At 64.2% G+C, this 23,705-nt stretch carries 24 protein-coding genes; 12 read left to right on the top strand and 12 right to left on the bottom strand.

Going from position 1 to position 23,705, the window contains the following annotated elements; all coding sequences use genetic code 11:
- Positions 1-51 precede the first annotated feature (51 nt).
- Positions 52-423 (top strand): hypothetical protein, encoded by a 372-nt coding sequence (locus DUGA2_RS19835; protein ID WP_008444963.1) that lies wholly within the window; start codon positions 52-54, stop codon positions 421-423.
- Positions 423-1,286 carry an alpha/beta fold hydrolase gene (locus tag DUGA2_RS19830; RefSeq protein WP_070271211.1) on the top strand — a complete coding sequence of 288 codons (864 nt, stop codon included), beginning with the start codon at positions 423-425 and terminating at the stop codon, positions 1,284-1,286. The genes DUGA2_RS19835 and DUGA2_RS19830 overlap by 1 nt, the downstream gene beginning before the upstream one ends.
- A 2-nt stretch (positions 1,287-1,288) precedes the next feature.
- Here DUGA2_RS19830 and DUGA2_RS19825 read toward each other — a convergent pair whose 3' ends face one another.
- From DUGA2_RS19825 to DUGA2_RS19810, 4 genes are all read right to left on the bottom strand, one after another.
- Complete coding sequence (locus DUGA2_RS19825) at positions 1,289-2,566, bottom strand: M56 family metallopeptidase (protein WP_070271210.1); 1,278 nt, start codon at positions 2,564-2,566, stop codon at positions 1,289-1,291.
- A complete protein-coding gene (locus DUGA2_RS19820; RefSeq protein WP_070271209.1) occupies positions 2,563-2,934 on the bottom strand; it encodes a BlaI/MecI/CopY family transcriptional regulator in 372 nt (123 codons plus the stop codon). Before DUGA2_RS19820 ends, DUGA2_RS19825 begins: the two co-directional genes overlap by 4 nt.
- A gap of 114 nt (positions 2,935-3,048) precedes the next feature.
- A complete protein-coding gene (locus DUGA2_RS19815) occupies positions 3,049-4,344 on the bottom strand; it encodes an ATP-binding protein (protein ID WP_070271208.1) in 1,296 nt (431 codons plus the stop codon).
- Positions 4,341-5,024 (bottom strand): response regulator, encoded by a 684-nt coding sequence (locus DUGA2_RS19810; protein ID WP_070271207.1) that lies wholly within the window; start codon positions 5,022-5,024, stop codon positions 4,341-4,343. The genes DUGA2_RS19815 and DUGA2_RS19810 overlap by 4 nt, the downstream gene beginning before the upstream one ends.
- A 195-nt stretch (positions 5,025-5,219) precedes the next feature.
- Between DUGA2_RS19810 and DUGA2_RS19805 the strand changes: the two genes are divergently transcribed.
- From DUGA2_RS19805 to DUGA2_RS19795, 3 genes are read left to right on the top strand one after another with little or no spacing between them, the layout of a single operon-like run.
- Complete coding sequence (locus tag DUGA2_RS19805) at positions 5,220-5,798, top strand: porin family protein (RefSeq protein WP_070271206.1); 579 nt, start codon at positions 5,220-5,222, stop codon at positions 5,796-5,798.
- An 18-nt stretch (positions 5,799-5,816) separates the two neighbouring features.
- On the top strand, positions 5,817-6,581 hold the full coding sequence (locus tag DUGA2_RS19800) for a MipA/OmpV family protein (RefSeq protein ID WP_070271205.1): 765 nt from the start codon (positions 5,817-5,819) through the stop codon (positions 6,579-6,581).
- A gap of 5 nt (positions 6,582-6,586) precedes the next feature.
- Entirely contained in the window at positions 6,587-7,267 is a 681-nt protein-coding gene (locus DUGA2_RS19795; protein WP_070271204.1) for a hypothetical protein, read from the top strand.
- Here the strand turns inward: DUGA2_RS19795 and DUGA2_RS19790 are convergent.
- Entirely contained in the window at positions 7,256-7,837 is a 582-nt protein-coding gene (locus tag DUGA2_RS19790; RefSeq protein ID WP_210402584.1) for a nucleotidyltransferase family protein, read from the bottom strand. The genes DUGA2_RS19795 and DUGA2_RS19790 overlap by 12 nt on opposite strands.
- 133 nt (positions 7,838-7,970) lie before the next feature.
- Between DUGA2_RS19790 and DUGA2_RS19785 the strand changes: the two genes are divergently transcribed.
- The 6 genes from DUGA2_RS19785 to DUGA2_RS19760 all read left to right on the top strand — a co-directional run bounded on the left by DUGA2_RS19785 (position 7,971) and on the right by DUGA2_RS19760 (position 14,281).
- Positions 7,971-8,522: a PEP-CTERM sorting domain-containing protein gene (locus tag DUGA2_RS19785; RefSeq protein WP_070271203.1), complete on the top strand. Its 552-nt coding sequence runs from the start codon at positions 7,971-7,973 to the stop codon at positions 8,520-8,522.
- 33 nt (positions 8,523-8,555) lie between these two features.
- Complete coding sequence (locus DUGA2_RS19780; protein ID WP_070271202.1) at positions 8,556-10,709, top strand: alkaline phosphatase family protein; 2,154 nt, start codon at positions 8,556-8,558, stop codon at positions 10,707-10,709.
- A 15-nt stretch (positions 10,710-10,724) separates the two neighbouring features.
- Positions 10,725-11,897: a cytochrome-c peroxidase gene (locus DUGA2_RS19775; RefSeq protein WP_229214731.1), complete on the top strand. Its 1,173-nt coding sequence runs from the start codon at positions 10,725-10,727 to the stop codon at positions 11,895-11,897.
- Positions 11,894-12,508, top strand: a complete 615-nt coding sequence (locus tag DUGA2_RS19770; protein WP_070271201.1) for a hypothetical protein — start codon at positions 11,894-11,896, stop codon at positions 12,506-12,508. The genes DUGA2_RS19775 and DUGA2_RS19770 overlap by 4 nt, the downstream gene beginning before the upstream one ends.
- Positions 12,509-12,614: 106 nt before the next feature.
- On the top strand, positions 12,615-13,646 hold the full coding sequence (locus DUGA2_RS19765) for a 5'/3'-nucleotidase SurE (protein WP_070271200.1): 1,032 nt from the start codon (positions 12,615-12,617) through the stop codon (positions 13,644-13,646).
- Positions 13,643-14,281 carry a hypothetical protein gene (locus DUGA2_RS19760; RefSeq protein ID WP_070271199.1) on the top strand — a complete coding sequence of 213 codons (639 nt, stop codon included), beginning with the start codon at positions 13,643-13,645 and terminating at the stop codon, positions 14,279-14,281. The genes DUGA2_RS19765 and DUGA2_RS19760 overlap by 4 nt, the downstream gene beginning before the upstream one ends.
- 8 nt (positions 14,282-14,289) lie before the next feature.
- Here the strand turns inward: DUGA2_RS19760 and DUGA2_RS19755 are convergent, their stop codons facing one another.
- The 7 genes from DUGA2_RS19755 to gatC all read right to left on the bottom strand — a co-directional run bounded on the left by DUGA2_RS19755 (position 14,290) and on the right by gatC (position 22,367).
- Positions 14,290-17,250, bottom strand: a complete 2,961-nt coding sequence (locus DUGA2_RS19755; RefSeq protein WP_070271198.1) for a sensor histidine kinase — start codon at positions 17,248-17,250, stop codon at positions 14,290-14,292.
- Positions 17,247-17,624 (bottom strand): hypothetical protein, encoded by a 378-nt coding sequence (locus tag DUGA2_RS19750; RefSeq protein WP_141753321.1) that lies wholly within the window; start codon positions 17,622-17,624, stop codon positions 17,247-17,249. Before DUGA2_RS19750 ends, DUGA2_RS19755 begins: the two co-directional genes overlap by 4 nt.
- 17 nt (positions 17,625-17,641) lie before the next feature.
- Positions 17,642-18,442, bottom strand: a complete 801-nt coding sequence (locus DUGA2_RS19745) for a lysozyme inhibitor LprI family protein (protein ID WP_070271196.1) — start codon at positions 18,440-18,442, stop codon at positions 17,642-17,644.
- A complete protein-coding gene (locus DUGA2_RS19740; RefSeq protein WP_070271195.1) occupies positions 18,439-18,924 on the bottom strand; it encodes a GNAT family N-acetyltransferase in 486 nt (161 codons plus the stop codon). Before DUGA2_RS19740 ends, DUGA2_RS19745 begins: the two co-directional genes overlap by 4 nt.
- Positions 18,925-19,054: 130 nt before the next feature.
- Positions 19,055-20,515 (bottom strand): Asp-tRNA(Asn)/Glu-tRNA(Gln) amidotransferase subunit GatB, encoded by a 1,461-nt coding sequence (gene gatB, locus DUGA2_RS19735; RefSeq protein WP_070271194.1) that lies wholly within the window; start codon positions 20,513-20,515, stop codon positions 19,055-19,057.
- Between the two features lie 24 nt (positions 20,516-20,539).
- Positions 20,540-22,012 carry an Asp-tRNA(Asn)/Glu-tRNA(Gln) amidotransferase subunit GatA gene (gatA, locus tag DUGA2_RS19730; RefSeq protein WP_070271193.1) on the bottom strand — a complete coding sequence of 491 codons (1,473 nt, stop codon included), beginning with the start codon at positions 22,010-22,012 and terminating at the stop codon, positions 20,540-20,542.
- 52 nt (positions 22,013-22,064) lie between these two features.
- Positions 22,065-22,367 carry an Asp-tRNA(Asn)/Glu-tRNA(Gln) amidotransferase subunit GatC gene (gene gatC, locus DUGA2_RS19725; RefSeq protein ID WP_070271192.1) on the bottom strand — a complete coding sequence of 101 codons (303 nt, stop codon included), beginning with the start codon at positions 22,365-22,367 and terminating at the stop codon, positions 22,065-22,067.
- A 274-nt stretch (positions 22,368-22,641) separates the two neighbouring features.
- On the opposite strand from gatC, the gene DUGA2_RS19720 reads away from it, so the two are divergent.
- Complete coding sequence (locus DUGA2_RS19720; RefSeq protein WP_008445008.1) at positions 22,642-23,685, top strand: rod shape-determining protein; 1,044 nt, start codon at positions 22,642-22,644, stop codon at positions 23,683-23,685.
- The last annotated feature ends 20 nt before the right edge of the window (positions 23,686-23,705 follow it).

Raw genomic sequence — 23,705 nt, 5'->3', positions numbered from 1 at the left:
TTTCTTTGGTGTAACCTTATTCGGTATACCTGAGACGATAAGGGCTGATCCATGAACATCGCAACCATGAAGGTCCACGGCGACGACGACGGCCTGGCCGACATCCGTGACGGCCTGCCGACGGAGCCGGACAGCGACTGGCAAAAGGGCGATGTCAAGCCCGACGGCCGGGTGCGCATCGATTCCGGGTTTTACGTGGCGCTCGGCGCTGACATGAACCCGGACGAACTGCTCAAGCAGCTGCGCCACTACCTGGCCGAGTGCCAGGCGCGCGGCATCCATTTCGAGCGGTCCGATGTGGCGGCCGAGCTGCGCATCTCCTTCACCACCGAGCGCGGCGAAGCCACTCCCAGCCTGGACTTCACGCTGGCGGACCTGAAGCTGTTCGTCGACATGGGCATCAACCTGAGCATCATCGCCTGATGCGCTTCGCCGAAGACCGCCTGGCCAGCTTCCGCGCCGGCCCGCAGGCCGAGCGCCGCGTCCACATCTGGGAGCCCGCCGGCGTTGCGCCGCGCGCGGTGATCCTGGCCATCCACGGCGGCATGGCGCACGCCGGCGATTACGTCACGCCGGCGCTGTACTTCCGCCAGCACGGCATCGCCACCGTGGCCTACGACTTGTGCGGCCACCAGGATGCGCGCCGCGTCGACATCCCCGGCTTCCACGTCTTCCTGGACGACAGCGTCGCCTTCCTGCAGTGGGTCAAGCAGAACTATCCGGGCGTGCCGGTGTATGTGATGGGCCATTCGATGGGCGCGCTGATCGCCACCCACCTGGGTCTGGGCCACTTTGCCGGCGATGCCGCCATCAAGGGCTTCATCTTGTCCTCGCCGTACTACGTGAACGCGATCAAGGTGTCGCCGGTGCTGCTGGCGCTGGCCGGCGTGCTGGGCGCGCTGGCGCCGCGCATGAAGGTGCCGCTGGCGCCGTTGACCGACATGCTGACCCACGACAGCGCCATCACCGCCCGCCATCACGACGATGAGCGCGACGGCATCCGCGCCACCGAGATCACGGTCCGCTTCGGCAACGCGCTGACCCATGCGCAGCAAGGGCTGGCGCCGCGCATGGCGGCCTGGAAGCATCCGCTGTTCGCGGTGGTGGCCGGCGACGACAAGCTGGCCGACGCCGATGCTGCCGAGAAGATGCTGAAATCGGTGCCGCCGGCGCTGTTGACCTACCAGCGGCATCCGCAGAACTACCACGAGAATTTCAACGAGCTCAATCGCGAGCAGATCTTCGCCGACATCCTGGCGTGGATGGCGTCAAGCGCCGCCCGCTGAGTTTAGTCCAGCGTCCAGACGTACTTCATGTACATCCACGATTCCGCCGGCTTGCCCGCTTTGAGGGCGGGCGTGAACCGGCACTTCTCGATGCCGGTGCGCGCCGCTTCATCGAGCTCCGGGTGGCCGCTCGATTGCGCCACTTCCGATTGTTTGAACTTGCCGTCGGCGCCGACCAGGAACTTCAGCGTGACGGTGCCGGTCTCCTTGCGGCTGAGCGGGCCGGCCGGCCATACGGGCTTCTGGCAGGAGCTGAAGTCGGCCAAGGCGGGCACCGTCTCCGCGGCGGCCTTGTCGGCGGCGACCGCCTCCGCGTATATCGACATGCAGGCCAGCGCCAGTCCCAGCATCGGCACGACGGCTTTCCAGTTCAAGGCCTGCGGTGCAGGGCGGCACAAACGTTGAATACGATCCATCAAATTTCCTCCATTGGCCGCTTGGGCCAGGTGGTGAGTGGAGAACTGGAGACGCTCCAGTTCTGAAAGTGCAAGGGCCAGACGCCGCGGTTCGCCGAGCTGCCTTGCTGCGAAATCGTCTGCTATCAGTTCGCGTTCGATGCGGATGCGGTGCGAGATCCACCAGACGGCAGGGTGGTAGAACAGCAGCGTTTCGATCACGTTCTGAAGCAGGTTGACCAGGTAATCATGGCGTTTGATGTGCGCCATTTCGTGCGCCAGCAGCGCCTCCAGCAGATCGGGCGGCATGCCCGCCACCAGCGCGGCCGGCAGCAGCACGATTGGCCGCCACAGGCCGGCGGTGATGGGGCTGGACACCGTGTCGACGATGCGCAGCTGCACCTTGCGGTCGATGCCGAAGCGCGCGGCCAGGCGGGACAGGCTGGCCTCCCAGCGCAGCTGGTCCTGGCGGTGCTTGCAGTCGCACTGTTTGGCGGCGCGGTCTATCCACAGCAGGCCGAGGATCATGCGCAAGGACAGCACGATGGCGCACAGGGCCCACAGGCGGACGATGTCGCGCAAGGAGTCGCGCAGGTCGAACGGTTCGCCGTTGCCGACGATCGATTGCGCGGCCAGCCGCAGCACGCCGGCGCCGAATGCGCCGGCCGCGCCGGTGGCGTCGGCGCCGCCGTGCAGGCGCTGGTACAGTTCGAACGCCGGCCAGCACAGGCAGGCCATCAGCGCCGAGCAGGCCACCAGGTAGCGGTATTCGGCGCGGCGGTTGCGTAGCAGCGTCAAGGCGACGGCGGTGGCGCAGCCCAGCAGCAGGCCTTGCCACAGGAAGTGCATCAGCGTCAGGCCAAGGTGGAAGATGAAGGCGCTCATTTCTTTTCATCCTTGAGGATTTTCTCGATCTCTTCGCGCTCCTTCTTCGAGATCCCCGAGCGCAGCGCCGCCAGCACCAGCGCCTTGGCCGAGCCGGCGAAGGCCTTCTGCATCAAGTCCTTCAGCAGATTGGTTTGCAGCGCGTCCTTCGCCTGCGCCGGTGCGTACACGTGCGAGCGCTGGCTTTCGTCGCGGATCAGGATGCCTTTGGTGTGCATGATCTGCATCAGGCGCAGCACGGTGCCGTAGGCCAGGTCAGGTTTCTCTTCCTGCATGGCCTCGTGCACCTGCTTGGCGGTGGCCGAGCCGAGCGGCCACAGTGCTTGCAGCAGGTCGAGTTCGGCGGCGGTCGGTTTGGGTATGCTCATGGCGACTCTCTTGTTAACTTGCTAAAGTATTTGTAGATTAGTCTGTCTAGACAAGAATGTATACTTTAATTTTCAGCCCGGATTTCAGGCGTTGTATAACATAGACAGAGTTGTCTATAAGGTGATGGTGAAGCGCGCGCCGCCGAGCGGGGAATCGTCGATGGCGATGGCGCCGCCGTGCAGCACGATGGCCTTGGCGGCTATGGCCAGGCCCAGGCCATAGCCGGTGGTGGCGTAGTCCTGTTCGCGTGCCAGCCGGTAGAACGGTTCGAACACGCGTTCGCGCGCTTCGGCAGGGATGCCCGGGCCGTCGTCTTCCACCGTGATGCGCACGGCGTTGCCGCTGCGCGTGGCCGACAGCGCGATGCGCGACGCCGCGTACTTGGCGGCGTTGCCAAGCAGGTTGTTGATGGCGCGCGCCAGCAGGCGGGTGTCGCCCTGCAGCTCGCCCAGGTCGGCGGCGATGCTGGCGCTGAAGTTCTGGCGCGGCTGCGGCGGCGCGCAGGCGTGCAGCAGCGGCGCCAGGGCGAACGGCTTGCGCGGCATCGCTTGCGCGTGGTCGAGCTGCGTCAGGTCAAGCAGCTCGTTGACCAGCGTTTTCAGTTCATCGACATCGGTCTCCATGGCGGCGATGCGTTTTTGCAGCGCCGGGTCATCTGCCGCGTGGCGTTCGCGCAGCAGCTCCAGGCCGAATTCGAGCCGGGCGATCGGCGTGCGCAGCTCGTGCGACACCGAGTGCAGCAGGTTTTTGCGTGCCTCCATCAATTGGTCGATGCGCCCGGCCATGTCGTTGATGCGGCCCGCCAGCGGCGCGATGCTCGATGCCGGCCGCACCACGGCGCGCGCCGCCAGGTTGCCCTGGCCGAAATCGTCGGCCATCCGCGACAGCGCCATCAGGCCGCGCCAGTGCCGGCGCGACCACCAGCCTATCGGCACCAGCAGGAACAGCGCGATCACGCCGAAGCGTATCGCCTCCATGCCCAGCGCCTGGCCGATATCGATCGGCAGGCGCTGGGCATGGATCACGTCGTCGTTGCTGCCGATGTAGCGCGCGCCGGTCGTGTCGACGCGCCGGTAGAAGGCCTTGCCGCCGATGTCGATGACCACCGCGCCTTGCAGCAGCAGCGAGCGTTTGGACGCGGGCAGCGCCGCCAGCACCGTCTGCAGTGGCTGCAGTTCCAGCGTGGCCTCGGACACCTCGCGCACCTTGTTCAGGCGCGGCAGCCATTCGTCGGCGGGCGCCTTGTCGATGTACTGCTCCAGCAGGAAGATCTGGCCGGCTGCCTGGCGGCGCGCGATTTCCTCCAGCGGATCGCCGAACAGGCGGCTGAAGGTGAAATAGATCACGCAGGTGGCCAGCGTGATGGCCAGCATCACCAGTGCCGCGAAGCGCCAGAAGAGACGATTCATTCCCAGGCCGAGGGGCTGAACAGATAGCCTTCGCCCCAGACGGTCTTGATGCGTTCCGCGCCGTTGTCGCCGAACTTGCGGCGCAGGCGCGAGATGCAGTTGTCGATGCTGCGATCGAGACCGTCGAATTCGATGCCGCGCATCTTGACCAGAATGTCGTTGCGCGACATGACCTTGCCCGAGGCACCGGCCAGTATCGTGAACAGCTTGAACTCGGCGCTGTTCATCGCCACCTCCTCGCCGCGCCAGTAGACGGCGCGGTTCTCGCGCGAGATGCGCAGCTGGCCGAAGGCGATGTCGCTGTTGGCGGCGGCCGCGCCACCGCCGCGCCGCTGCAGCGCGCGCAGGCGGGCCAGCAGCACGCGCGGCTGCACCGGTTTGTTGACGTAGTCGTCGGCGCCCTGTTCCAGGGCGGAGACTTCGTCGAAGCTGTCCTCGCGCGCGGTGAGTACCAGGATGGGAACGGCGCTGAGCTGGCGCAGCTGGCGGCACACCACCAGGCCGTCGATGCCGGGCAGCGTCAGGTCGAGTATCACCAGGTCCGGCTGGGTGCTGCCGAAGCGTTCGAGCGCGAGGTCGCCGCGTGTCACCACGTCGACCGCGTAATCGTATTCGTCCAGGTATTCCTTGACCAGCGCGGCCAGCCGCGCATCGTCCTCCACCAGCATTACACGCTGCATTGCACCTCCGTTTCGTGAGTATTGTAGTGGAGCGCGGCGTCCAAGTGGCATTTTCGACAATCTGGTACACATTCGTACACTTTTCATACAAATGGCGCTTACAATTTGTAGACAATTTAACGACAAACTGCGGCGGATTCCACTGCGGGGGAGACGTAACATTCGAGTCTCCTTACTTCAACCTGGAATCCTGATATGAAAAAAATTGTAGGCAGTGCTCTCTTCGCTCTCACCGTCAGCTCGCTGGCGCACGCCGAGGGCGTGTATGTCGGCGCCAATGTCAGCGCCGGGACCAACGGCAACGTCAAATATACCAATAACGGTGTAACGACGGAGCACGGCGCGTCCAAGAAGGCGACGCCTGTGGGTGTATTTGCGGGGTATGATCTGTCGCCGGCGCTGGCGCTGGAAGCGGGCTATCGCGACGACACCGGTTCGACCACCTTCGATCTCAACCCGGGCTACCAGTTGAAGACGCGTGTCAGCACGGCCTATCTGGCTGCGCGCGGCACCTGGCAGTTGAGCGACAGCTGGTCGCTGTTCGGCAAGGCCGGTATCGCGCAGGGCCGCATGAAGCTCGATATCAGCGGCAACAACGCTCCCGCGGGCGAGTCTGTGCACAAGAACGGCTTGTATCTGAGCGTGGGCGCTTCCTACCTGATCACCAAGGACGTGGCGCTGCAACTGGAACTGGAACACACCGATAAGCTCGAACGCAGCGGCTTCACCGGCAAGACGGATCGTTTCGCCTTGGGCGTGCGCTTCGGTTTCTAAGGAATATAGAAAGAGTACATGAGTAAGCTATCCCCGTTATTGTTGCTGCTGGCCGCGTGCGGTCCGGCGCTGGCCGACAGCACCACCGAGCTGATGATGCCCGATGGGAGCAAAGATATGTATGCGGGGGTGGCTTTCACCACCAAGACGGCGGCTGCGGAGGGCGAAAGCCGCCCGGTGATTGTGCGGCCGCTGTTCCAGGTCCAGTGGAGCAACGGCGTGTTCGCGTCGGCCAACGGGGTGCTCGGCATGCATCTTTCCAGGACGGCGGGCATGGAATACGGGCCGCTGATCTTTGCCAGCAACTCGCGCAACCCCGGCGACAGTTGGCGGCTGCGCGGCACGCGCGCGATCAATGGCTCGGCGGACGTCGGTGGTTTCTACAATTACTACCTCGGATACGAGTCGCGCGTGACGGCGAACCTGATCTACGATACCAGCGCGCGCGGTTGGCGCAGCCAGATCGGCTTGCAGAAGACCCTGTCGGAGCTGGCGCCGCATCATACGGTGACGCTGTCGGCGGGCGTGTCGCTGGCCAGCGATCCGGTGATGCGCGAACTGTATGAGGTGAGCACCGCCGCCGGCGGCGTACGCGACTACCGCCCATCGGGCGGCGTCACCGCTGTGAACGCAGGTGTCAATTGGAACTGGGCCTTGAGCAGCAAATGGCTGATCAGCAGTTCGGTCACGGGTACGCGCCTGGGCAACGGACCGGCCGCGGCGCCGTTCGTCGATCGCCGCAATTTCATCACCTGGTCCAGTGGCCTGGCCTACCGGTTCTGAACGAGATGCTCAAGATCCTTCTACTCAGTCTCGCCCTGCTGCCGGCGTTCGCCAGCGCGCAGGAGGACACTGACTGGATCGATTACCGCGTCGCCTATCGCCAGATGATCTGGTTTGAGAAGTACGGCAAGCCCAAGCAGTTTTTGCAGAACCACTTCCGCGTCCGCCCACGCGACAAGAGCGTGTCCATGGATGGCCTGCGGCTCACGCTCAACAGCAAGACCACCCACCTGGCGTTGCCGCTCGATGGCTTGGGACGCGCCGTCTTCCCGTTTTCCAAGGCCGCCTACGACGACAACGCGGAGTTGACGCTGAACCGCAGGGCGGGCCAATACAACTACGGCGCCTGGGTATCGATCGTCACGCGGGCGGACGGCGTGTACAGCGCCGCCGATCTGCGCGCCGCCTGCGAGCAACTGCTGGCCTACCTGCGCTACTCGGGCGAGGCCGGAGGCAAGAGCTGCGCCGGCGTGCAGTTTTCCTATCCGAAGAACGACACGGCGCAGGTGCAGTTCCACGCGGCCGGCGGCGCGGTCAGCGCGCTCGCCGCGAAGGAGGGGCCGGCCTTCGCGGGCGACCTGGTCGCCAGCTTCCGCGTTTTCGTCTACCGCTTCGCCGCGCTGCCCGACAACGGGCAGGTGATAACAAGCAGCATGCCGCTGGCAATCGCCGCGCTACTGGAGTGATTCGATAGCGAGCAGCGGCCAGCGCTGCGCGAAGCGCTTGGCCGCGACGCGCTGTCGGTAGGTGTCGATGTCGGCACAGGCAGGGTTGTGGCGCACGCGTAGTGCGAACAGGTCTTCCAATCCATGCGGCGCGATCACGCCGATGGTATCGCCGGCATCGAGCGATACGCCGACGCAGGTCGCATACTCCGGCCAAGTCGCCACGCCGTCCTCCAGCGACAGCAGCGGCGCCACCTCGCGGCCGAACTCGCGCATGAACCATGTGTGGACATGGGCCTGGTTCGTCACCTCCCACGCCAGCGACGGCATCGCCGCGCGCAGGCGGGCCTCCAGTTCCGCGTCGCGCTGCGGCGGCGCATCCGCGTCGTAATAGACCAGGTCGACGTCAGCCAGCGGCGTGGGGACGTCGTGGCCGTGCAGGGCGTCCCACACCAGCGTGCGCACCGCGCCCGCGCCTATGCACCAGCTGCCCAGCCCCAGGCTGCGCGCCGCCGACAGCGCGGCCATCAGGTCCGCCGAGGAGCGGACCAGGGCGGCCAGTCGGTCTTCAAGTATGGTCGATTGATACATTACGTGACAAATATGGCAGCGGACATTGTCGTTATGTCACGGCGCGGTCATAAAAAAAACACATCATACCGGCGACGGTTTCAAACATGAAGCCATGAGCTTCTTCCTTTGTTGTTCACACCAGGTAGCCACTATGAAAAAAATCTGCTCCGCAGCCATCCTGCTGGCGGCGTTTGCCTCCGCACACGCCGAAAACTTCACCTTCGCCTATACCTTCGGCGACAGCCAGGCCATCACCGGCTCGCTGTCCGGCCATCTGAACGGCGATCTGGTGGAGAACGTCTCCAATGTGCACATCAACTTCAACGGCACCGATTTTACCGGCTCGCTGGCCGGCGCATCGTGGGACGCTTCCACGCACAACTGGAACAGCGCAGCGGGCGCCGTCGTGTCGACTGTCGCAGGCAAGAACAACTTCATCTTCGCCGATGCGAATCCGCAGACGAACTACAACGACATCAACAACTACTTCTTCTTCGTCACCAGCAGCGATGTGAAGATCGGCAACCAGGCCTACGCCTTGAACTGCAACGGCAACTGCACCGACCTGGCGTTCGACCAGCTAACCAACAACATCAGCTGGTCGCTGGTGGCCGCACCGGTGCCGGAACCTGGCAGCGCCGCGATGCTGATCGCCGGCCTGGGCGTGGCAGGCGTCGTCGCCCGCCGTCGCCGCCAGGCTTGATACCGCCATTCCGCCATTGACGAGAGAATACCCATGCTAAAAACTACCCTGATTTCGAGCGCCGTCGCCGGCGCCGTGCTGGCGCTGTCGGCGCCGGCCCATGCCGCCACCGCGCCTGTCACCGTGCGCGGTGTCGTCTCCGGCACCTGGTTCACGCCGCCGGTCATCGCCAACTCGCCGGCCGCCAGCGCCGCGTCGAGCACCGTCGCTTCGGTGTTCCAGTCGGTGAAGGTCTGCATCGACGCCAACGACAACGGCGTCTGCGACGCCGGTGAAACCAGCACCCTGACCAAGGCCGACGGCAGCTTCCTGCTGGCCACCCGTACGCCGGGCGCACTGGTGGCCGAAGTGTCGGCCACCTCGCTCAACGGCGGCCATCCCGCCGGCCAGCGCATGGTGCTGCGCGCCGCCGCCGACCAGGTATCGGCAGCGCTGATCAACCCACTGGTGCCGGCCAAGGTGGCGATCTCGCCGCTGACCACCGAAGTGGTGCGCATGATGGAAGAAGACCGCATCAGCTTTGAATCGGCCAAGAACAACCTGGCCATCCGCCTGAACGTTACCTCCGACACCGTGCTGGCCGACATGACCGCCGCCGGCGCCGACCTGCTGAAGGAATCCGTCATCCTCAGCAACCGCTTCGCCTTTGCCGCCAAGATGGTGGACCGCCGCGACGTATCGCCCGCCGCTCTGGCTGCGGATCCAGCCGCCACCGGCCCTGCGATCACGATGAAGGAAGCGCACCAGGCCGCGATGAACCTGGAAGGCATTCCGCGCTACGATCATGTCTTCATGATCGTCCTGGAAAACAAGGCCACGTCGTCGATCAAGAACTCGGTCTACGCGCCGCGCATCAACGCCTATCTGAACGCGGGCAACCAGTTCACCAGCTACTACGCCACCGGCAATCCGAGCGAGCCCAATCGCCTGGCCATCGCGGCCGGCGACGACTTCGGCATCACCGACGACAGCGCCTTCAACTGCTACCCGAGCGGCACCGCCGCCGCCAACGCGATTGAAGACCTGCCGCTGCCGCCTGGCGTCAACGCCTGCAACAACAACACCAACCACAATATCAAGAGCCGGCCGAACCTGTTCAACGCCTTGACCAGCAAGGGCATGAGCTGGCGCGTCTACAGCGAGTCCAAGAACCCGGGCGGCGACTGGCGCAAGGACGGCAGCGCCGACGCCACCATCACCGCGCCGGACAATCTGTACACCGCGAACGAGCCGGTCGGCGCCATCGGCACGCCGAACCTGAATGTGCGCCTGGCCGGCGCGCTATACGCGGCCAAGCACAATGGCAGCGTGTTTTTCCAGAACGTGCGCAGCTCGCCGGAATTCCTGAAGAATAACCGCACGCTGGGCGGCGGCCAATGGGATGCGGCGCTGGCGGCAGCGGCGCCGGCAGGTTGGAACGTCGACCAGTTCGGCGACGATCTGCAAAGCGGCGACGTCGGCCAGATCAACATCCTGGAACCGGACCAGTGCGACGACATGCACGGCGTCACGCTGGTCGGCACGCTGCCGGGCAGCGCCACCACCAAGCCGGCCAGCGACTGTTCCGGCAGCCCGCTGATTTATCGCGGCGATAAATACACGGATTATCTGATCAAGAAAATCCAGGCTTCGCCGCTGTGGAACAACCCGCAAAAGCGCGTCGCCATCGTCATGATGTTCGACGAAGGCACGGCCACCAGCGGCTTCAACTCGTGCTGCGGCTGGAATACCAGCGGCAGCCCGGCGGCATTGGGCCCGTTGGTGCGCAACGCCGACGGCAGCGTGTCGGTGGAAGCCGTCACCAACTACAAGCAGGGCAACAAGGGCCACGGCACCAGCATCTTCGGTGTGTTGAACAACCAGCCGGGCGCGCCGAAGGGCGTGGTCGACAGCGACGCCTACAGCCACATCTCGCTGGTGCGCACCTTGCAGGACATGTTCCAGCTGGCCGACCCTGCGGACGACTGGTCGTACATGAACCGTTCGAAGTACAGCCAGAAGTTCATCGCTGCGAACATCCTGAACCTGCCCGAATATGCAGGCAGCGCCGATGCCCACTTCGATGCGGTGCGTCCGATGAATCACGGCTACGTGATCCCGGCCGGCTACGTGCAGAAGAACGGCTACCCAACCATCAAGCAGGTTGGCCCTGACGCCGATCAGCGTAACGGCTGGGCGCTCAAGTAAATGAGACTGGCCTTGATGTTGGTGTTGAGCGTGGCGGCGGCGCAAGCCGTCGCCGCGCCGGCGGTGGCGCCGCTGAGCGCCGCCGCCGAAATCGGCAAGCAGATGTTTTTCGATCAATCGCTGTCGGGTTCCGGCAGGATGTCCTGCGCCACCTGCCACGATCCGGCGAGCGCCCACGCGCCGCCGAACAAGCTCGCGGTCCAACTGGGCGGCGCCAGACTGGCTACGGCGGGCGTGCGCGCGGTGCCGTCGCTGCGCTACCAGGAGTACACGCCGCCGTATGAGGACATGCTGGACAACCCGGACGGCATCAGCACGCCCGGCCCCGGCGGCGGCCACACGCAGGACGGCCGCGCCGCAACGCTGGCCGAGCAGGCGCGCATACCGCTGCTGGCGAAGCATGAGATGGCGAACAAGAGCGCGGCCGACGTGGTGCGCAAGCTGCGCGCCTCGGCCTATGCGGAGCAGTTCCGCCAGGCGTTCGGGCCGGAGGTGTTCAAGAACGATCAAAAGGCCTTCAGGCACGCGCTGGAGGCGCTGCAGGCCTATCAGCTGGAGGACAGCAGCTTCCACCCCTACAGCAGCAAGTACGACCTCTACTCCAGCAACAAGATCGGCGGCGAATTGTCCGCGGCCGAGATGCGCGGGTTCGCCGTCTACAGCGATGCCAACAAGGGCAACTGCTTCGCATGCCACTACAACGGCGCGGGCCTGAACGGCAGCGTCAAGCTGTTCACCGACTTCACCTATGCGGCGATAGGCGTCCCCCGCAACAAGGACATTCCTGCCAATGCGAAGGCCGGCTATTTCGACATGGGCATCTGCGACCGTCCCGATCATCCACGTCCGGCCAGCGGCCAGTACTGCGGCATGTTCAAGACGCCGACGCTGCGCAACGTCGCGACGCGTTCGGCCTTCTTCCACAACGGCGCGTTGAAGTCGCTGAAGGATGTGATCCGTTTCTACAACACGCGTGATACCCAGCCCGAGCGCTGGTATCCGACCGTCAAGGGCGTGGTGCAAAAGTACAACGACCTGCCGAGGCGCTATCGCGCCAACCTCGATAAGCAGATGCCGCTCGACGGCCGCAAGCGCGGCAGCGAACCGCCGATGACCGAGCAGGAGATGCAGGACCTGGAGGCGTTCCTCAACACGCTGACCGATAACGATCTGGTGGTGAAAAAATGAAGATGATTTCGATGGTGGCAATGCTGGCGGCGGTTTCGGTTTCCGCGCACGCCGCACCGCAACCCAGCAACAAGGCGCTGGCCGCAGGCTTGAGCAAATACCTTGCGCAGCAAGGCGACGTTTGTGTCGGCAAGTTCGACTGGCCTATCGACGTGGCGCCGGGCGACGCCGAAGCGGGCAGCCGCGATGCGGTACAGCTGCCGGTGCTGGAGCAACTTGGGCTGGCGGAAGCGGTTGGCGGCATGGTGGTGCGCCGTAACGCCGAAGGTGTGGAGCAGGAGGTTCCTGTACAGCGTTACAACCTGACCGAGGCCGGGAAAAAATTCTACTTGAAGCGCGACACCAGCACCGTCGCACCGACCGGTGAGAAGATCGCGCGCACGGGCGATTTCTGCGTCGGCAAACTCAGTCTGGTCAAGGTGGTGGCTTGGGATGCTGCGACCGCAACGGCCAGCTACACCTACAAGTTCGCCGCCGCGCCGTGGATGCACGAACCGTCCGCGCAGCAGGTATTCCCGATGATCGCCTACATCATGAAAAACGAAGGGCGGATGCCGATGAAGCAGCGCCTGCGTCTGGATAACGGCCGCTGGGTCGGCGTGCGCGATTAGTCCTGTTGCGCTATACCCGGTATCGGCGTTGCCGGCCATCGTGTCACGTTGCGGTAACAAGGCATCACTACACTTCTGCGTTCTTATTCATTCGACAGGAAGTACCATGCCATCCTCACGCTTCAACAGCGCAATCGCCTTGTGCGGCGCGCTTGCCCTGACTGCTGCGGCGCCAGCGTCCGCGCTGAACATCTTGCTCTGCAACGATGACGGCATCACCGCCGCCAACCTGCGGGCGTTGAAAACGAAGCTGTCTTCAGCTGGGCATAGCGTGGCGGTGGCTGCGCCTATCGACAATCAATCCGGCCGTGGCGGCTACATCGCTTTCCTCACACCGGTCAGCGCGCTGACCGGCAAGGAGCGCGGCGCGGTGGCCCTGGGTCTGGCCGCCGGCGCGCCTGGCGTAGGTGTGGACGCGGGCGATGCCGATGTCTCCTACGTCAACGGTACGCCAGTGGCGGCCTGCCTGTATGGCGTGGACGTGCTGGCCAAGAAGAAGTGGAACGGCGCGCCCGACCTGGTGATCTCCGGTCCCAACGAGGGCAATAACACCGGCGCGATCAACGCCAGCAGCGGCACGTTCAATAACCTGATCTATATGATCAACCGCGGCTTGCCGGCAATGGCCGTCAGCGACGCCGCCACGGCGCAGGTCAACTGGAGCGGCGCGCTGCCGGCGTCGCACCGTGCGTATGAAGTGGCGGGCATCGTGGTCAAGCTGGTCGACACGCTGATCGCCAACAAGGCCAAGGCCGGCGGCCTGTTGATGCCGGATGGCGTGGGCCTGAACGTCAACGTGCCGGACTTCGGCGCAGGTGCCGGCGCGGCGCTGCCGTACCGCTTCACCCGCATCGGCAAGGCCAGCAGCTACGTCCCGGCGTTCTATGAAAAACTGTCGGACAGCCCGCTGGCCGTCGCTTCGGGCGTCAACTTCCCCGTGCCCGGCATCAGCCTGGCCACCGGCGGAACCACGTTGCCGAGCGGCGTGGTGCTGCCCAAGGATACAGCCGCCACCTCGGAAGACAATGTGATCGCCGCGAAGACGGCGGTGACGATTTCTCCTGTCGAAGGCGTACCGCAAGCGCGTCGCGCGTTTGAAGATGCGATGAAGATCAAATTGAACGGGATCGCGCAATGAACAACACGATGAAGGCGGCCTTGCTGGCCATGGTTGCCGGCCTCGCGGGATGCAATGGCACGTCCAGCAACGAGCCGGCACCGACCAGCAGCGTGCCGGTACTGGGAGAGGGCGCTTTGCAAGGCTATGCAAATGGCGACACGGTGTCCGGCGCCAGCATCTACACCAACAAGGATGGCAAGGGCTATGTGCTGCTGTCGGCCGACGGCGACGGCGCCGCCACCGTGATGCACGTAGTCGATGGCAGCAAGGGCCGCCGCGTGCCGGTGTCCGTTGGTGGCATGGTGACGCTGGCCTACGACCGCACGCAGGCGCTGGCGCTGAATGCGCTGTCGCCCGCCAACGCGGCCGGCAACTACCAGGCGCTCATCGGCGGCAAGCCTGCGCTGTTCACGGTGGCTGCCGACGGCGCCATCAGCGCGGGCGGCAGCGATTGCAAATTGTCCGGCAAGGTGGACTTCGCCGCCACCTATGGCGGCGCGGCCGCGCTGACCCTGACAGCCAGCGGTTGCGGCAGCGCTGCCGAGGGGAGCTACAAAGGCCTGGCGCTGGCATCCGCCGACTCCGCACCCGCCGCGCTGCAACTGGTCGGCGAGAACGGCAACGCAGTGCTGGACGTGCTGGCCTATCGCTGACTTGGACTTCAGTAAGCAGCCGTGCCGGGAACTGTCGCAATGACTTCCGTGCCCATGCCCGGCTTGCTGTCGATAGCCAGGCGGGCGCCGATGTTGTGGGCGCGTTCGCGCATGCCCACCATTCCCCAGTGGCCGGGCCGGTGGCCTGCTGCGGCGACGGCGTCGTCCAGGCCCTTCCCGTTGTCGCGGATGCGCACGACGAAGGCGTTGGCGTTGTAGTCCAGTTCCAGCTCGATGCGGCTGGCGTCCGCATAGCGCGAGGCGTTGAACAGCGCTTCGCGCGCGATGGCGTAGACCTCGTCGTGGACATGCGGGCGCAGTTGTCGCGGTACGCCGTTGACCTTCATCGCAAAGGCGTGCGAGCGGTGTTCAGCCAGCCCTTTACCGAACTGCTCCAGCGTGAGCTCCAGCGCATCCGGCGAGGCGGACGCGCGCAGGTCCATGATCTGGTCCCTTCCTTCCATCAGCAATTGCTCGGCCAGATTGAGCGTCTGGTCCAGGCGCGCGCGCTCCGTTGTGCCTTCCTTCAGATTCCGGCTATGCGCGTCGAACGACATCAGCAAAGCCTGCATGCTTTGTAGTAGCGTATCGTGCAGCGCGCGCGCGATACGCGAACGTTCTGCCAGGCGCGCTTGCAGGCTTTCCTGCATGCGCTGCGTCAGGTGGCGTATCCGCAATGCGTAGGCGCTGTACAGCAGCAGCATCCCCAGCGCCGCCAGCAGCAGCTTGAACCAGCCGCTTTGGACGAAGGTCGGAGGAATGCCTATCTCCAGCGCTGCGCCTTTGGTATTCCAAAGATTGTCCTCGTTCGATGCGATGACTTCGAAGCGATAATTTCCCGGCGCCAGATTGGTGTAATACGCTTGCCGGCGGCCTGTCGCTTCCTGCCATGCGTGATCCAGGCCGACCAGCCGGTATCGCACGCGCACGCGCTCGGGTATCGACAGGCTCAGTGCCGTGAAGTCGATCTGCAGATTCTGCGATCCCGCAGGCAGGCCGAGTTCACGGCCCGACGGAATGGTGTAGCGCATGCCATCGGAAGTCACGCTGATGATTTCCACCGGAGGCGGCAGCCGATTGCGCAGGATGTTGGCCGGATCGATGGTGCCGGTCGTCGTCGATGTCGCATACCACAGCAAGCCGTCGCGCGAGAGCCTCAGCGAGGGTACCGGCCGCAGTTGCGGCGCGTGACCCATCATGCCGTCCTGCGCGTCGAAGCGCTCGAATGCCACGGTGGCATGGTCGTGGTTCAGCCATGCGTCGACATCGGCGGCGGCGATGTGATACAGGCCGTCGGCGCCGTGCAGCCACAGGTCGCCGCCCGGCAGCCTGACGATGCCGGATACTCCTCGAAAGATCTCATTGCGCTCGCCGCGCAAGGTGGCGAAGCGGCCGTCGCGATAGAGCATGACGCCATTTTCTCCACTCGCCCACATGGCCTGGCCGTCGGGGTACACCTGCATGATCGTCCCCAGTTGCAGGCCTTCCTTCGGCCCCAGTGTGCGCACCGTGCCGCCGTCGATGATGGTGATCTGGCTGCGCAGATGCGCCATCCACAGGTTCCCCTTGGCGTCGCGTGCCATCGAGGTGGTCAGCAGGTCGGTGAGTCCTTGCAGTCCGCCCGATTTGGTCCACTGGCCTTCAACGAGTTTGTACACGCCTTTGCCGGAAGAGAAGGCGGCCCACAAGGCGCCGTCTCTATCCTGCTGCAGGGCGTGGACGCGCAGGCTTTTCAGTTCGGGCGGGTAGGGGATCGACGTCACGGCGCCATCGCGGTCGCGTCGCAGCAGGGCTTCCGTCCCGCCCAGCCACAGGACGCCGTCCGGCGCGGTGTAGCTGGCGGTGATCGGCCCCAGGGCCTCGCGGCTGACGCGTCCCGCGGGGCTGTACTTCCAGAGGTCGCGTGCATAGTCGCCCACCCAGACATCGCCGGACGGCCCGGCCACCAGCGCGGGATATTCCAGTTGCGTCTCCACTGGCATGGTTCTCAGGCGATTCGGGCGCAGCCGGTCGATGCCGCCCGCCGTGCCTATCCACAGGTTGCCTTCGCGGTCCTGGAACCTCGTGCTGAGTATCGGGCCGCTGATGCCGTTTTCCTTCGACAGCCGTTGCTCTGGAAGGCTGGACCCTGCGGCCGCCACTCTGCGTTCCAGTCCATCGGTATGCATCATCCACATCGTTCCCTGGCGGTCGAAGTGCATGCCATAGCCTTCGAGTTCGGGCTTGAGGGACTCGCCCACTGAAGGCTGCGTTGAACGCACCCTGTAGTAGCCATTCTTGAAATCGTTGCCCCATATCGTACCGTCCGGCGCTTCGCACAACCAGACCAGCGCAACATGCGGCCAGGCTTGGGTGAAGCGGGTTTCGCCTGGCTTGCGGAAGAAGGCACCCGTGTTCGTCCCTATCCATGTCGTGCCGTCGCGGGCGAACAAGATCTGGAACACGCCCAGCGCTGGCAGTCCTGCCTCGGGGCCAAGGTATTGGAAGCGGCTGCCGCCACGGGGCAGCACGGCCACGCCGTCGCGCATCGCGACCCATACCGCGCCATCAGGGGCCACCTCGATATGCAAGGAGCCGACCGGGTGCAGCCCGTCCTGCTCCGCGTAGGTGCGGGCGCCATCCTTCCTGAACACGGACACGCCGCCGACGCGGTAGCCTACCCAGACCGCACCATCGGGCGCGGTGGTCAGGCCCATGATGTTGCTGGACTCCAGAGGATGGCCGTGGATGTTGTCGGTGCGTTCGAAGCGCACGCCGTCGAACCGGTACATGCCGGTTGGCGTGGCGATCCATAGCCAGCCGTCGGGGCCTTGCGCGAACTTGGTGGCGCCAGTCGGCGCACCATCCCTTTCGGACCAGGCGGTATGGCTGTAGTCGATGAGCAGCGGGCTTGGTTCTGACGCATGGGCGAAGTGCTGCCCGGCGATCAGAAACAGAAGAAGCAGTGCGTTGAGACAGCGTAAAATCAAGCAATGACCGCCGCAGTCTGGTCGAACGTAGCAACGCCGTCGCTATGGGCTACTCGCCCCCGCGCCGCCAGTTCTCCGTTGACATCCCTGAGCTCTGCGTCGGAGACAGCGCCGGAGGTGGACAGGGACAGCTGGTAGCCATCAGGCGCCACCGCTGCTGCGTTATCCAAGGCCACCGTGTGCAGCCTGTCGGTCAGCGCACGCACGACGCCTGTGTCGTAGTCGACCATGGCATGGCGCTCCAGGCACTCAGGAACGCCCAGGTCGATCTTGTAGCCATACGGTTGGCTGACGGGGGCTGCCTTGCCGCGCGTCAGCGTCCACCCCTTGGTCCACGCTGCCGCAGTGGGAACCACCTCGAATGCCGTGTTCAACGTCGTACTCTCCATGCTTAGCGGCCGGGTATCCAGTTCATCAGCCGGTCGTTCTGGGTTTGGTACTGCTTGCTCAGGCATGCATTGATGTCCGCGGCGGTGGCGCAGGCGGCGTCGCGGTCTTTCAGCCATTTGCGCTGGAAGTCGCGCAGCTCGTTGCGGGAGGCGATGTTGTCGTGGCCTTGGCGGATTTCCTTCAACAGCTTGGCCAGCGCCAGATCCTGCCTGGACAAAGCCGCATCGGCGCAGATGGTTTTTTCAACGCGCGTGGCTGCCGCCTTGCAGTCATAGGATGGACCTTCGGCCGAAGGCTCGAAGTGCGCCGCAGGTTTGAACTGTGCGGCGTCCACGCTGGTGCTGGCGCCGCGGTTGTCGATGAATTCCACGCTGACCGGTGTGACGTCGTTGGCGCTCATCCAGTCGATCAAGGCGCGGCGCGCAGGCGCCGGGATCTGTTTTGCGGACAGGCTGTTGGAACCGAGGCGCAGCGCGCCGTCGATGATGTCCGCGCCGAGGCCCTGGCCGGTCTGGGTGTCGATCCAGAAGAAGCCCTTTTCCGGGCAGGCGTGCGGCACGCAGGCCGATGCGCTGACGTAGCGCTTGTCGACCACGAATACCGGCTCCGGCGGGCCGCCCAGTCCCGCCAGCACGTCCCTGGCCAGCTTGCCGGGCACGCGCGTCTGTATCAGCTCCTTGGCGCGCTTGTCCCAGATGAAGGCGTTCGTCGATTTGCCCTCGTAGCTCAAAGGCCAGTCTATCGTGGCGGCGTGGGCCAGCGTGGATGCGCTCAAGGCCAGCAGGGCAATCAGTTTTTTCATTGGGCTTCCGTAAAGAGGCGTTTGAGTTTGCGGCCACCGGTGATTTCGAAGCCATGACGCTCATAGAACGCCAGGCTGCGGTCGTATTCCGGCAGCGGCGGCGTGCAGACTTCCAGGCGGTTCCAGCGACGCTTGCGCGCCAACTCTGCGGCGGCGTTCAGCAACTGGCCGCCGACGCCGTTGGTGCGGAAGGGCGGGGCGACGAAGAACTCCTGCATGGTCGCCAGCGCGCCTTCCGCATACAGTGCGCGGCCTTCGGAGATGCCGACGAAGCCGATAGCCTCGCCTTCCGCAATCGCGATCAGCGCCAGGTATTTTTCCTCGCGCAGCAGGGCGTGGCACAAGCTGGCGGTTTTTTGCTGCTCCAGGTTGAAGGTTTTCACACCAAGTCGCTGCGATATTTCTTCGGTCAGCGCAACGGCCATTGCGGCGATCGCGGCTGCATCTTCAGGCACGGCCAGGCGTATTCTCGTATCGGTCATTGCGTTGGTTCTTTAGTCGTAGGGTTGAACAGGATAGCAGTTTGCGATCCTTGAATACTCGCGCATTATCACGAACGAGTGACAGCCAAAAAAAAGGACGCCGTGGCGTCCCTTTCAAGGTCTGCCATCTTTAGCCGGCCAGCTTGGCCTTCAGCAGCTCGGTCAGCTGCGCCGGGTTGGCTTTGCCGCGCGATGCCTTCATCGCCTGGCCGATCAGCGAGTTCAACGCCGCTTCCTTGCCTGCGCGGTACTGCTCCACCGATTTCTCGTTGGCGGCGATGACGTCGTTGACGATCGCTTCCAGCGCGCCGGTGTCGGAGATCTGCTTCAGGCCCTTGGCGTCGATGATGGTGTCAACCAGGTTCTCGTCCGTGGATTTGGCTTCCCACATGCCGGCGAATACTTCCTTCGCGGCCTTGTTGGAGATGGTGCCGTCGGCGATGCGCTTCAGCATGGCGGCCAGCTGCACTGCCGACACCGGCGATTGATCCAGGTCCACGCCTTCGCGGTTCAGCGTCGACGACACGTCGCCCATCAGCCAGTTGGCGGCGGCCTTGGCGTTTTCCTTGCCGGCTTTTTCCACCACGGCGACGAAGTAGGTCGCCATCGCTTTTGATGCGGTCAGCACCAGCGAGTCATATTCCGGCAGCGCGTATTCGCTGACGAAGCGGGCGCGCATGGCGGCCGGCAGTTCCGGCATCGAGGCCTTGACCTTCGAAATCCACTCTTCGGAAATCATCAGCGGCGGCAGGTCCGGATCCGGGAAGTAGCGGTAATCCTGCGCGTCTTCCTTGCTGCGCATTTCACGGGTCTCTTTACGATCAGGGTCGTACAGGCGGGTTGCCTGGACCACCTTGCCGCCGTCTTCGATCAACTCGATCTGGCGGCGCACTTCGACGTGCACTGCCTCTTCGATGAAGCGGAACGAGTTCAAGTTCTTGATCTCGCAACGGGTGCCGAATTCCTTCTGGCCTTTCGGACGCACGGAAACGTTCACGTCGCAGCGGAACGAGCCTTCCTGCATATTGCCGTCGCAGACGCCCAGCCACATCACCAGCGAGTGCAAGGCCTTGGCGTAGGCCACGGCTTCGGCGGCGCTGCGGATTTCAGGCTCGGAGACGATTTCCAGCAGCGGCGTGCCGGCGCGGTTCAAGTCGATGCCGCTCATGCCGGCGTAGTCTTCGTGCAGCGATTTGCCGGCGTCTTCTTCCAGGTGGGCGCGGGTCAGGTTGACGGTCTTGGTGACGAATTCGCCATCCTTCTCGTAGCCGAAGGTCAGCGCGCCGCCGATGACGACCGGGTCTTCGAACTGGCTGATCTGGTAGCCCTTCGGCAGGTCGGGATAGAAGTAGTTCTTGCGGGCGAAGATGGACGCCGGAGCGATCTTCGCACCCACCGCCAGGCCGAAACGGATCGCGCGGTCCACCGCCTGCTTGTTCATCACCGGCAGCACGCCAGGCAGCGCCAGGTCCACAGGGCTGGCTTGCGTGTTGGCGTCGGCGCCGAACTTGATCGGCGATCCGCTGAAAATTTTAGATTCGGTCGTGAGCTGCACGTGGTTCTCAAGACCGATGACGACTTCCCATTCCATATGATTCTCGCTGTATTTTTTAAGTTAGATGCCGGCAGGTGCGCGGGTGTGCCAGTCGGTCGCCAGCTGGTACTGGTGGGCGACGTTCAGCAGTTTCGCTTCGCCGAAATGCTTGCCGATGATCTGCAGGCCCACCGGGCGGTTCTTGGCGCCGAAGCCGACCGGGATCGACATGCCAGGCAAGCCGGCCAGGCTGGTGGACAGCGTGTAGATGTCGGCCAGGTAGGCGGCAACCGGGTCGTCGGACTTGTCGCCCAGGTCCCATGCCACGGTCGGCGCGACCGGTCCCATGATGACATCGCATACGGCGTTCGGGCCGTTCAGCACCGTTTCGAAATCCTGCGCGATCAGGCGGCGGATTTTTTGCGCCTTCAGGTAGTAGGCGTCGTAGTAGCCGTGGCACAGCACATAGGTGCCGACCATGATGCGGCGCTTGACCTCCGCGCCGAAGCCTTCGGCGCGGGTCTTGCGGTACATGTCGGACAGGTCCTTGTATTCCGCAGCACGGTGGCCGTAGCGCACGCCGTCGAAGCGCGACAGGTTAGACGAGGCTTCGGCCGGCGCGATCATGTAGTAGGCCGGGATCGACAGCGCGGTGTTCGGCAGCGAGATGTCCACCAGGGTCGCGCCCATTTCGACGTACTTTGCCAGCGCTGCGCGCACGGCGTCTTCCACGTCCTTGGCCAGGCCTTCGCCGAAGTATTCCTTCGGCACGCCGATGCGCAGGCCTGCCAGCGGCTGGCCCAGTTCGCGGGTGTAGTCTTCGTCGACGCCGCCCATTTCAGGCGTCAGCGAGGTCGAGTCGCGTTCGTCGAAACCGGCCATGGCGTTGAGCAGCAGCGCGCAGTCTTCGGCGGTTTGCGCCATCGGGCCGCCCTGGTCCAGCGACGAGGCGAAGGCGATCATGCCGAAGCGCGATACGCGGCCGTAGGTCGGTTTGATGCCGGTGATGCCGCAGAAGGCTGCCGGCTGGCGGATCGAGCCGCCGGTGTCGGTGCCGGTGACGGCCGGCGCCAGGCGCGCGGCCACGGCGGCGGCGGAACCGCCGGAGGAGCCGCCGGGCACGGCGTTCTTGTCCCACGGGTTCTTCACCGCGCCGAAGGCCGAGTTTTCATTGGCCGAGCCCATGGCGAATTCGTCGCAGTTCAATTTGCCCAGCGTGACCATGCCGGCCGCGCGGAACTTTTCCACCACGGTGGCGTCGAACGGGCTGACGTAGTTGGCCAGCATTTTCGAGCCGGCGGTCGAGCGCCAGTCGCGGGTGACGAAGATGTCCTTGTGGGCGATCGGCACGCCGGTCAGCGGGGTGGCGGTGCCGGCGGCGATGCGGGCGTCCGCTTCGGCCGCTTGCGCCAGGGTCAGCGCGCGGTCCACGTGCAGGAAGGCGTTCAGGTCGCTCTTTTCGATACGGTCGAGGAAATGCGTCGCCAGTTCGGTGGCGGTGATGGCTTTGCTTTGCAGCAGCGCGGACAGCTCTTTAATGGTTTTGGTGTGCATGGCGTTTCAATTCAGATTCGGTGATCGGGATGGAGTCGGGACGCAGCCGTCCTTATTCGATCACTTTCGGCACCAGGTACAGCCCGTCCTGGGTCTTGGGCGCGACGGCCTGATAGTCTTCGCGGCGATTGGCCTCGGTGGCCACGTCTTCGCGCAGGCGCAGGGCGATGTTGTTCATGTGCGCCGCCAGCGGGTGGCTCAGCGGGGCGACGCCGTCGGTGTCGACCGCCTGCATCTGTTCGGCCAGCGCGAAAATGCCGTTCAACTGGTCCAGCGCGGTAGCGGTCTGCTGCTCGCTCATCTCAAGTTGTGCCAGTTTTGCAATGCGTGTTACGTCGGATAGGGTCAGGGACATGGCGAATGGCGCGGGCGGGCCGCGCTAGGTTTAATTGTAATATTGATAAAAAACTGGAAATTCTGCCTTTTCGCTGGCAAAAGAGAACGAATACCGCTTAACTCGCGGACTCAGCCGATACACTTTTGGCGGGATTTTCGGCAAATCGCATTCAAATTATAAGGTAGAATGGCGGGTTGATGCGTTGCCGGCGCTGAATCATTGCAGCCGCCGCCTCACCACAGGATTTCTTTCTAACGGCTTACGCGCACACCAGTAGCGCCACAGGACACACATGTTTGGTTTTTTACGCAGGTATATTTCCACCGATCTGGCCATCGACTTGGGCACGGCCAACACTCTGATCTACGTTCGCGGCCAGGGCATCGTCCTGGATGAACCGTCGGTCGTCGCGATCCGCCAAGAAGGCGGCCCTAACGGCAAGAAGACGATCCAGGCAGTTGGTAAGGAAGCAAAACAGATGCTGGGCAAGGTCCCAGGCAATATCGAGGCGATCCGCCCGATGAAAGACGGCGTGATCGCCGACTTCACCGTCACCGAACAAATGCTGAAGCAGTTCATCCGCATGGTGCACGACTCCAAATTCTTCCGTCCTTCGCCGCGCATCATCATTTGCGTACCGTGCGGTTCGACCCAGGTTGAGCGCCGCGCGATCCGCGAATCGGCGCTGGGCGCGGGCGCCTCGCAGGTCTACCTGATCGAAGAACCGATGGCTGCGGCGATCGGCGCCGGCCTGCCGGTGTCGGATGCCACCGGCTCGATGGTGGTCGACATCGGCGGCGGCACCACCGAGGTGGGCATCATCTCGCTGGGCGGCATGGTGTACAAGGGTTCGGTGCGCGTGGGCGGCGACAAATTCGACGAAGCCATCGTCAACTACATCCGCCGCAACTACGGCATGCTGATCGGCGAGCAGACCGCCGAAGCGATCAAGAAGGCCATCGGTTCGGCCTTCCCGGGTTCGGAAGTGAAGGAAATGGAAGTCAAGGGCCGCAACCTGTCCGAAGGCATCCCGCGCTCGTTCACCATCTCGTCCAACGAGATCCTGGAAGCGCTGACCGACCCGCTGAACAACATCGTTTCGGCCGTGAAGAACGCGCTGGAACAGACGCCGCCGGAACTGGGCGCCGACATTGCGGAAAAAGGCATGATGCTGACGGGCGGCGGCGCGCTGCTGCGCGATCTGGACCGTCTGCTGATGGAGGAAACCGGCCTGCCGGTGCTGGTGGCGGAAGATCCGCTGACCTGCGTGGTGCGCGGCTCGGGCATGGCGCTGGAGCGGATGGACCAGCTGGGCTCGATCTTCTCCTACGAATGATCTGACAAGACGGGGCCGCG

Origin of the sequence: Duganella sp. HH101, assembly GCF_001758795.1 — a bacterium.
Taxonomy (GTDB): Bacteria; Pseudomonadota; Gammaproteobacteria; order Burkholderiales; family Burkholderiaceae_D; genus Rugamonas; species Rugamonas rivuli.
The sequence above is the reverse complement of the archived record's forward strand: the minus strand, read 5'-3'. Positions and strand labels throughout refer to the sequence as shown.

Coding starts and splice junctions, on each gene's coding strand:
- DUGA2_RS19820 (WP_070271209.1), bottom strand. CDS start 2,934: ATGAGCATACCCAAACCGACCGCCGCCGAACTCGACCTGCTGCAAGCA.
- DUGA2_RS19835 (WP_008444963.1), top strand. CDS start 52: ATGAACATCGCAACCATGAAGGTCCACGGCGACGACGACGGCCTGGCC.
- DUGA2_RS19805 (WP_070271206.1), top strand. CDS start 5,220: ATGAAAAAAATTGTAGGCAGTGCTCTCTTCGCTCTCACCGTCAGCTCG.
- DUGA2_RS19810 (WP_070271207.1), bottom strand. CDS start 5,024: ATGCAGCGTGTAATGCTGGTGGAGGACGATGCGCGGCTGGCCGCGCTG.
- DUGA2_RS19765 (WP_070271200.1), top strand. CDS start 12,615: ATGCCATCCTCACGCTTCAACAGCGCAATCGCCTTGTGCGGCGCGCTT.
- DUGA2_RS19800 (WP_070271205.1), top strand. CDS start 5,817: ATGAGTAAGCTATCCCCGTTATTGTTGCTGCTGGCCGCGTGCGGTCCG.
- DUGA2_RS19815 (WP_070271208.1), bottom strand. CDS start 4,344: ATGAATCGTCTCTTCTGGCGCTTCGCGGCACTGGTGATGCTGGCCATC.
- gatA (WP_070271193.1), bottom strand. CDS start 22,012: ATGCACACCAAAACCATTAAAGAGCTGTCCGCGCTGCTGCAAAGCAAA.
- DUGA2_RS19830 (WP_070271211.1), top strand. CDS start 423: ATGCGCTTCGCCGAAGACCGCCTGGCCAGCTTCCGCGCCGGCCCGCAG.
- gatB (WP_070271194.1), bottom strand. CDS start 20,515: ATGGAATGGGAAGTCGTCATCGGTCTTGAGAACCACGTGCAGCTCACG.
- DUGA2_RS19790 (WP_210402584.1), bottom strand. CDS start 7,837: ATGTATCAATCGACCATACTTGAAGACCGACTGGCCGCCCTGGTCCGC.
- DUGA2_RS19745 (WP_070271196.1), bottom strand. CDS start 18,442: ATGAAAAAACTGATTGCCCTGCTGGCCTTGAGCGCATCCACGCTGGCC.
- DUGA2_RS19720 (WP_008445008.1), top strand. CDS start 22,642: ATGTTTGGTTTTTTACGCAGGTATATTTCCACCGATCTGGCCATCGAC.
- DUGA2_RS19740 (WP_070271195.1), bottom strand. CDS start 18,924: ATGACCGATACGAGAATACGCCTGGCCGTGCCTGAAGATGCAGCCGCG.
- gatC (WP_070271192.1), bottom strand. CDS start 22,367: ATGTCCCTGACCCTATCCGACGTAACACGCATTGCAAAACTGGCACAA.
- DUGA2_RS19785 (WP_070271203.1), top strand. CDS start 7,971: ATGAAAAAAATCTGCTCCGCAGCCATCCTGCTGGCGGCGTTTGCCTCC.
- DUGA2_RS19760 (WP_070271199.1), top strand. CDS start 13,643: ATGAACAACACGATGAAGGCGGCCTTGCTGGCCATGGTTGCCGGCCTC.
- DUGA2_RS19780 (WP_070271202.1), top strand. CDS start 8,556: ATGCTAAAAACTACCCTGATTTCGAGCGCCGTCGCCGGCGCCGTGCTG.
- DUGA2_RS19825 (WP_070271210.1), bottom strand. CDS start 2,566: ATGAGCGCCTTCATCTTCCACCTTGGCCTGACGCTGATGCACTTCCTG.
- DUGA2_RS19775 (WP_229214731.1), top strand. CDS start 10,725: ATGTTGGTGTTGAGCGTGGCGGCGGCGCAAGCCGTCGCCGCGCCGGCG.
- DUGA2_RS19770 (WP_070271201.1), top strand. CDS start 11,894: ATGAAGATGATTTCGATGGTGGCAATGCTGGCGGCGGTTTCGGTTTCC.
- DUGA2_RS19795 (WP_070271204.1), top strand. CDS start 6,587: ATGCTCAAGATCCTTCTACTCAGTCTCGCCCTGCTGCCGGCGTTCGCC.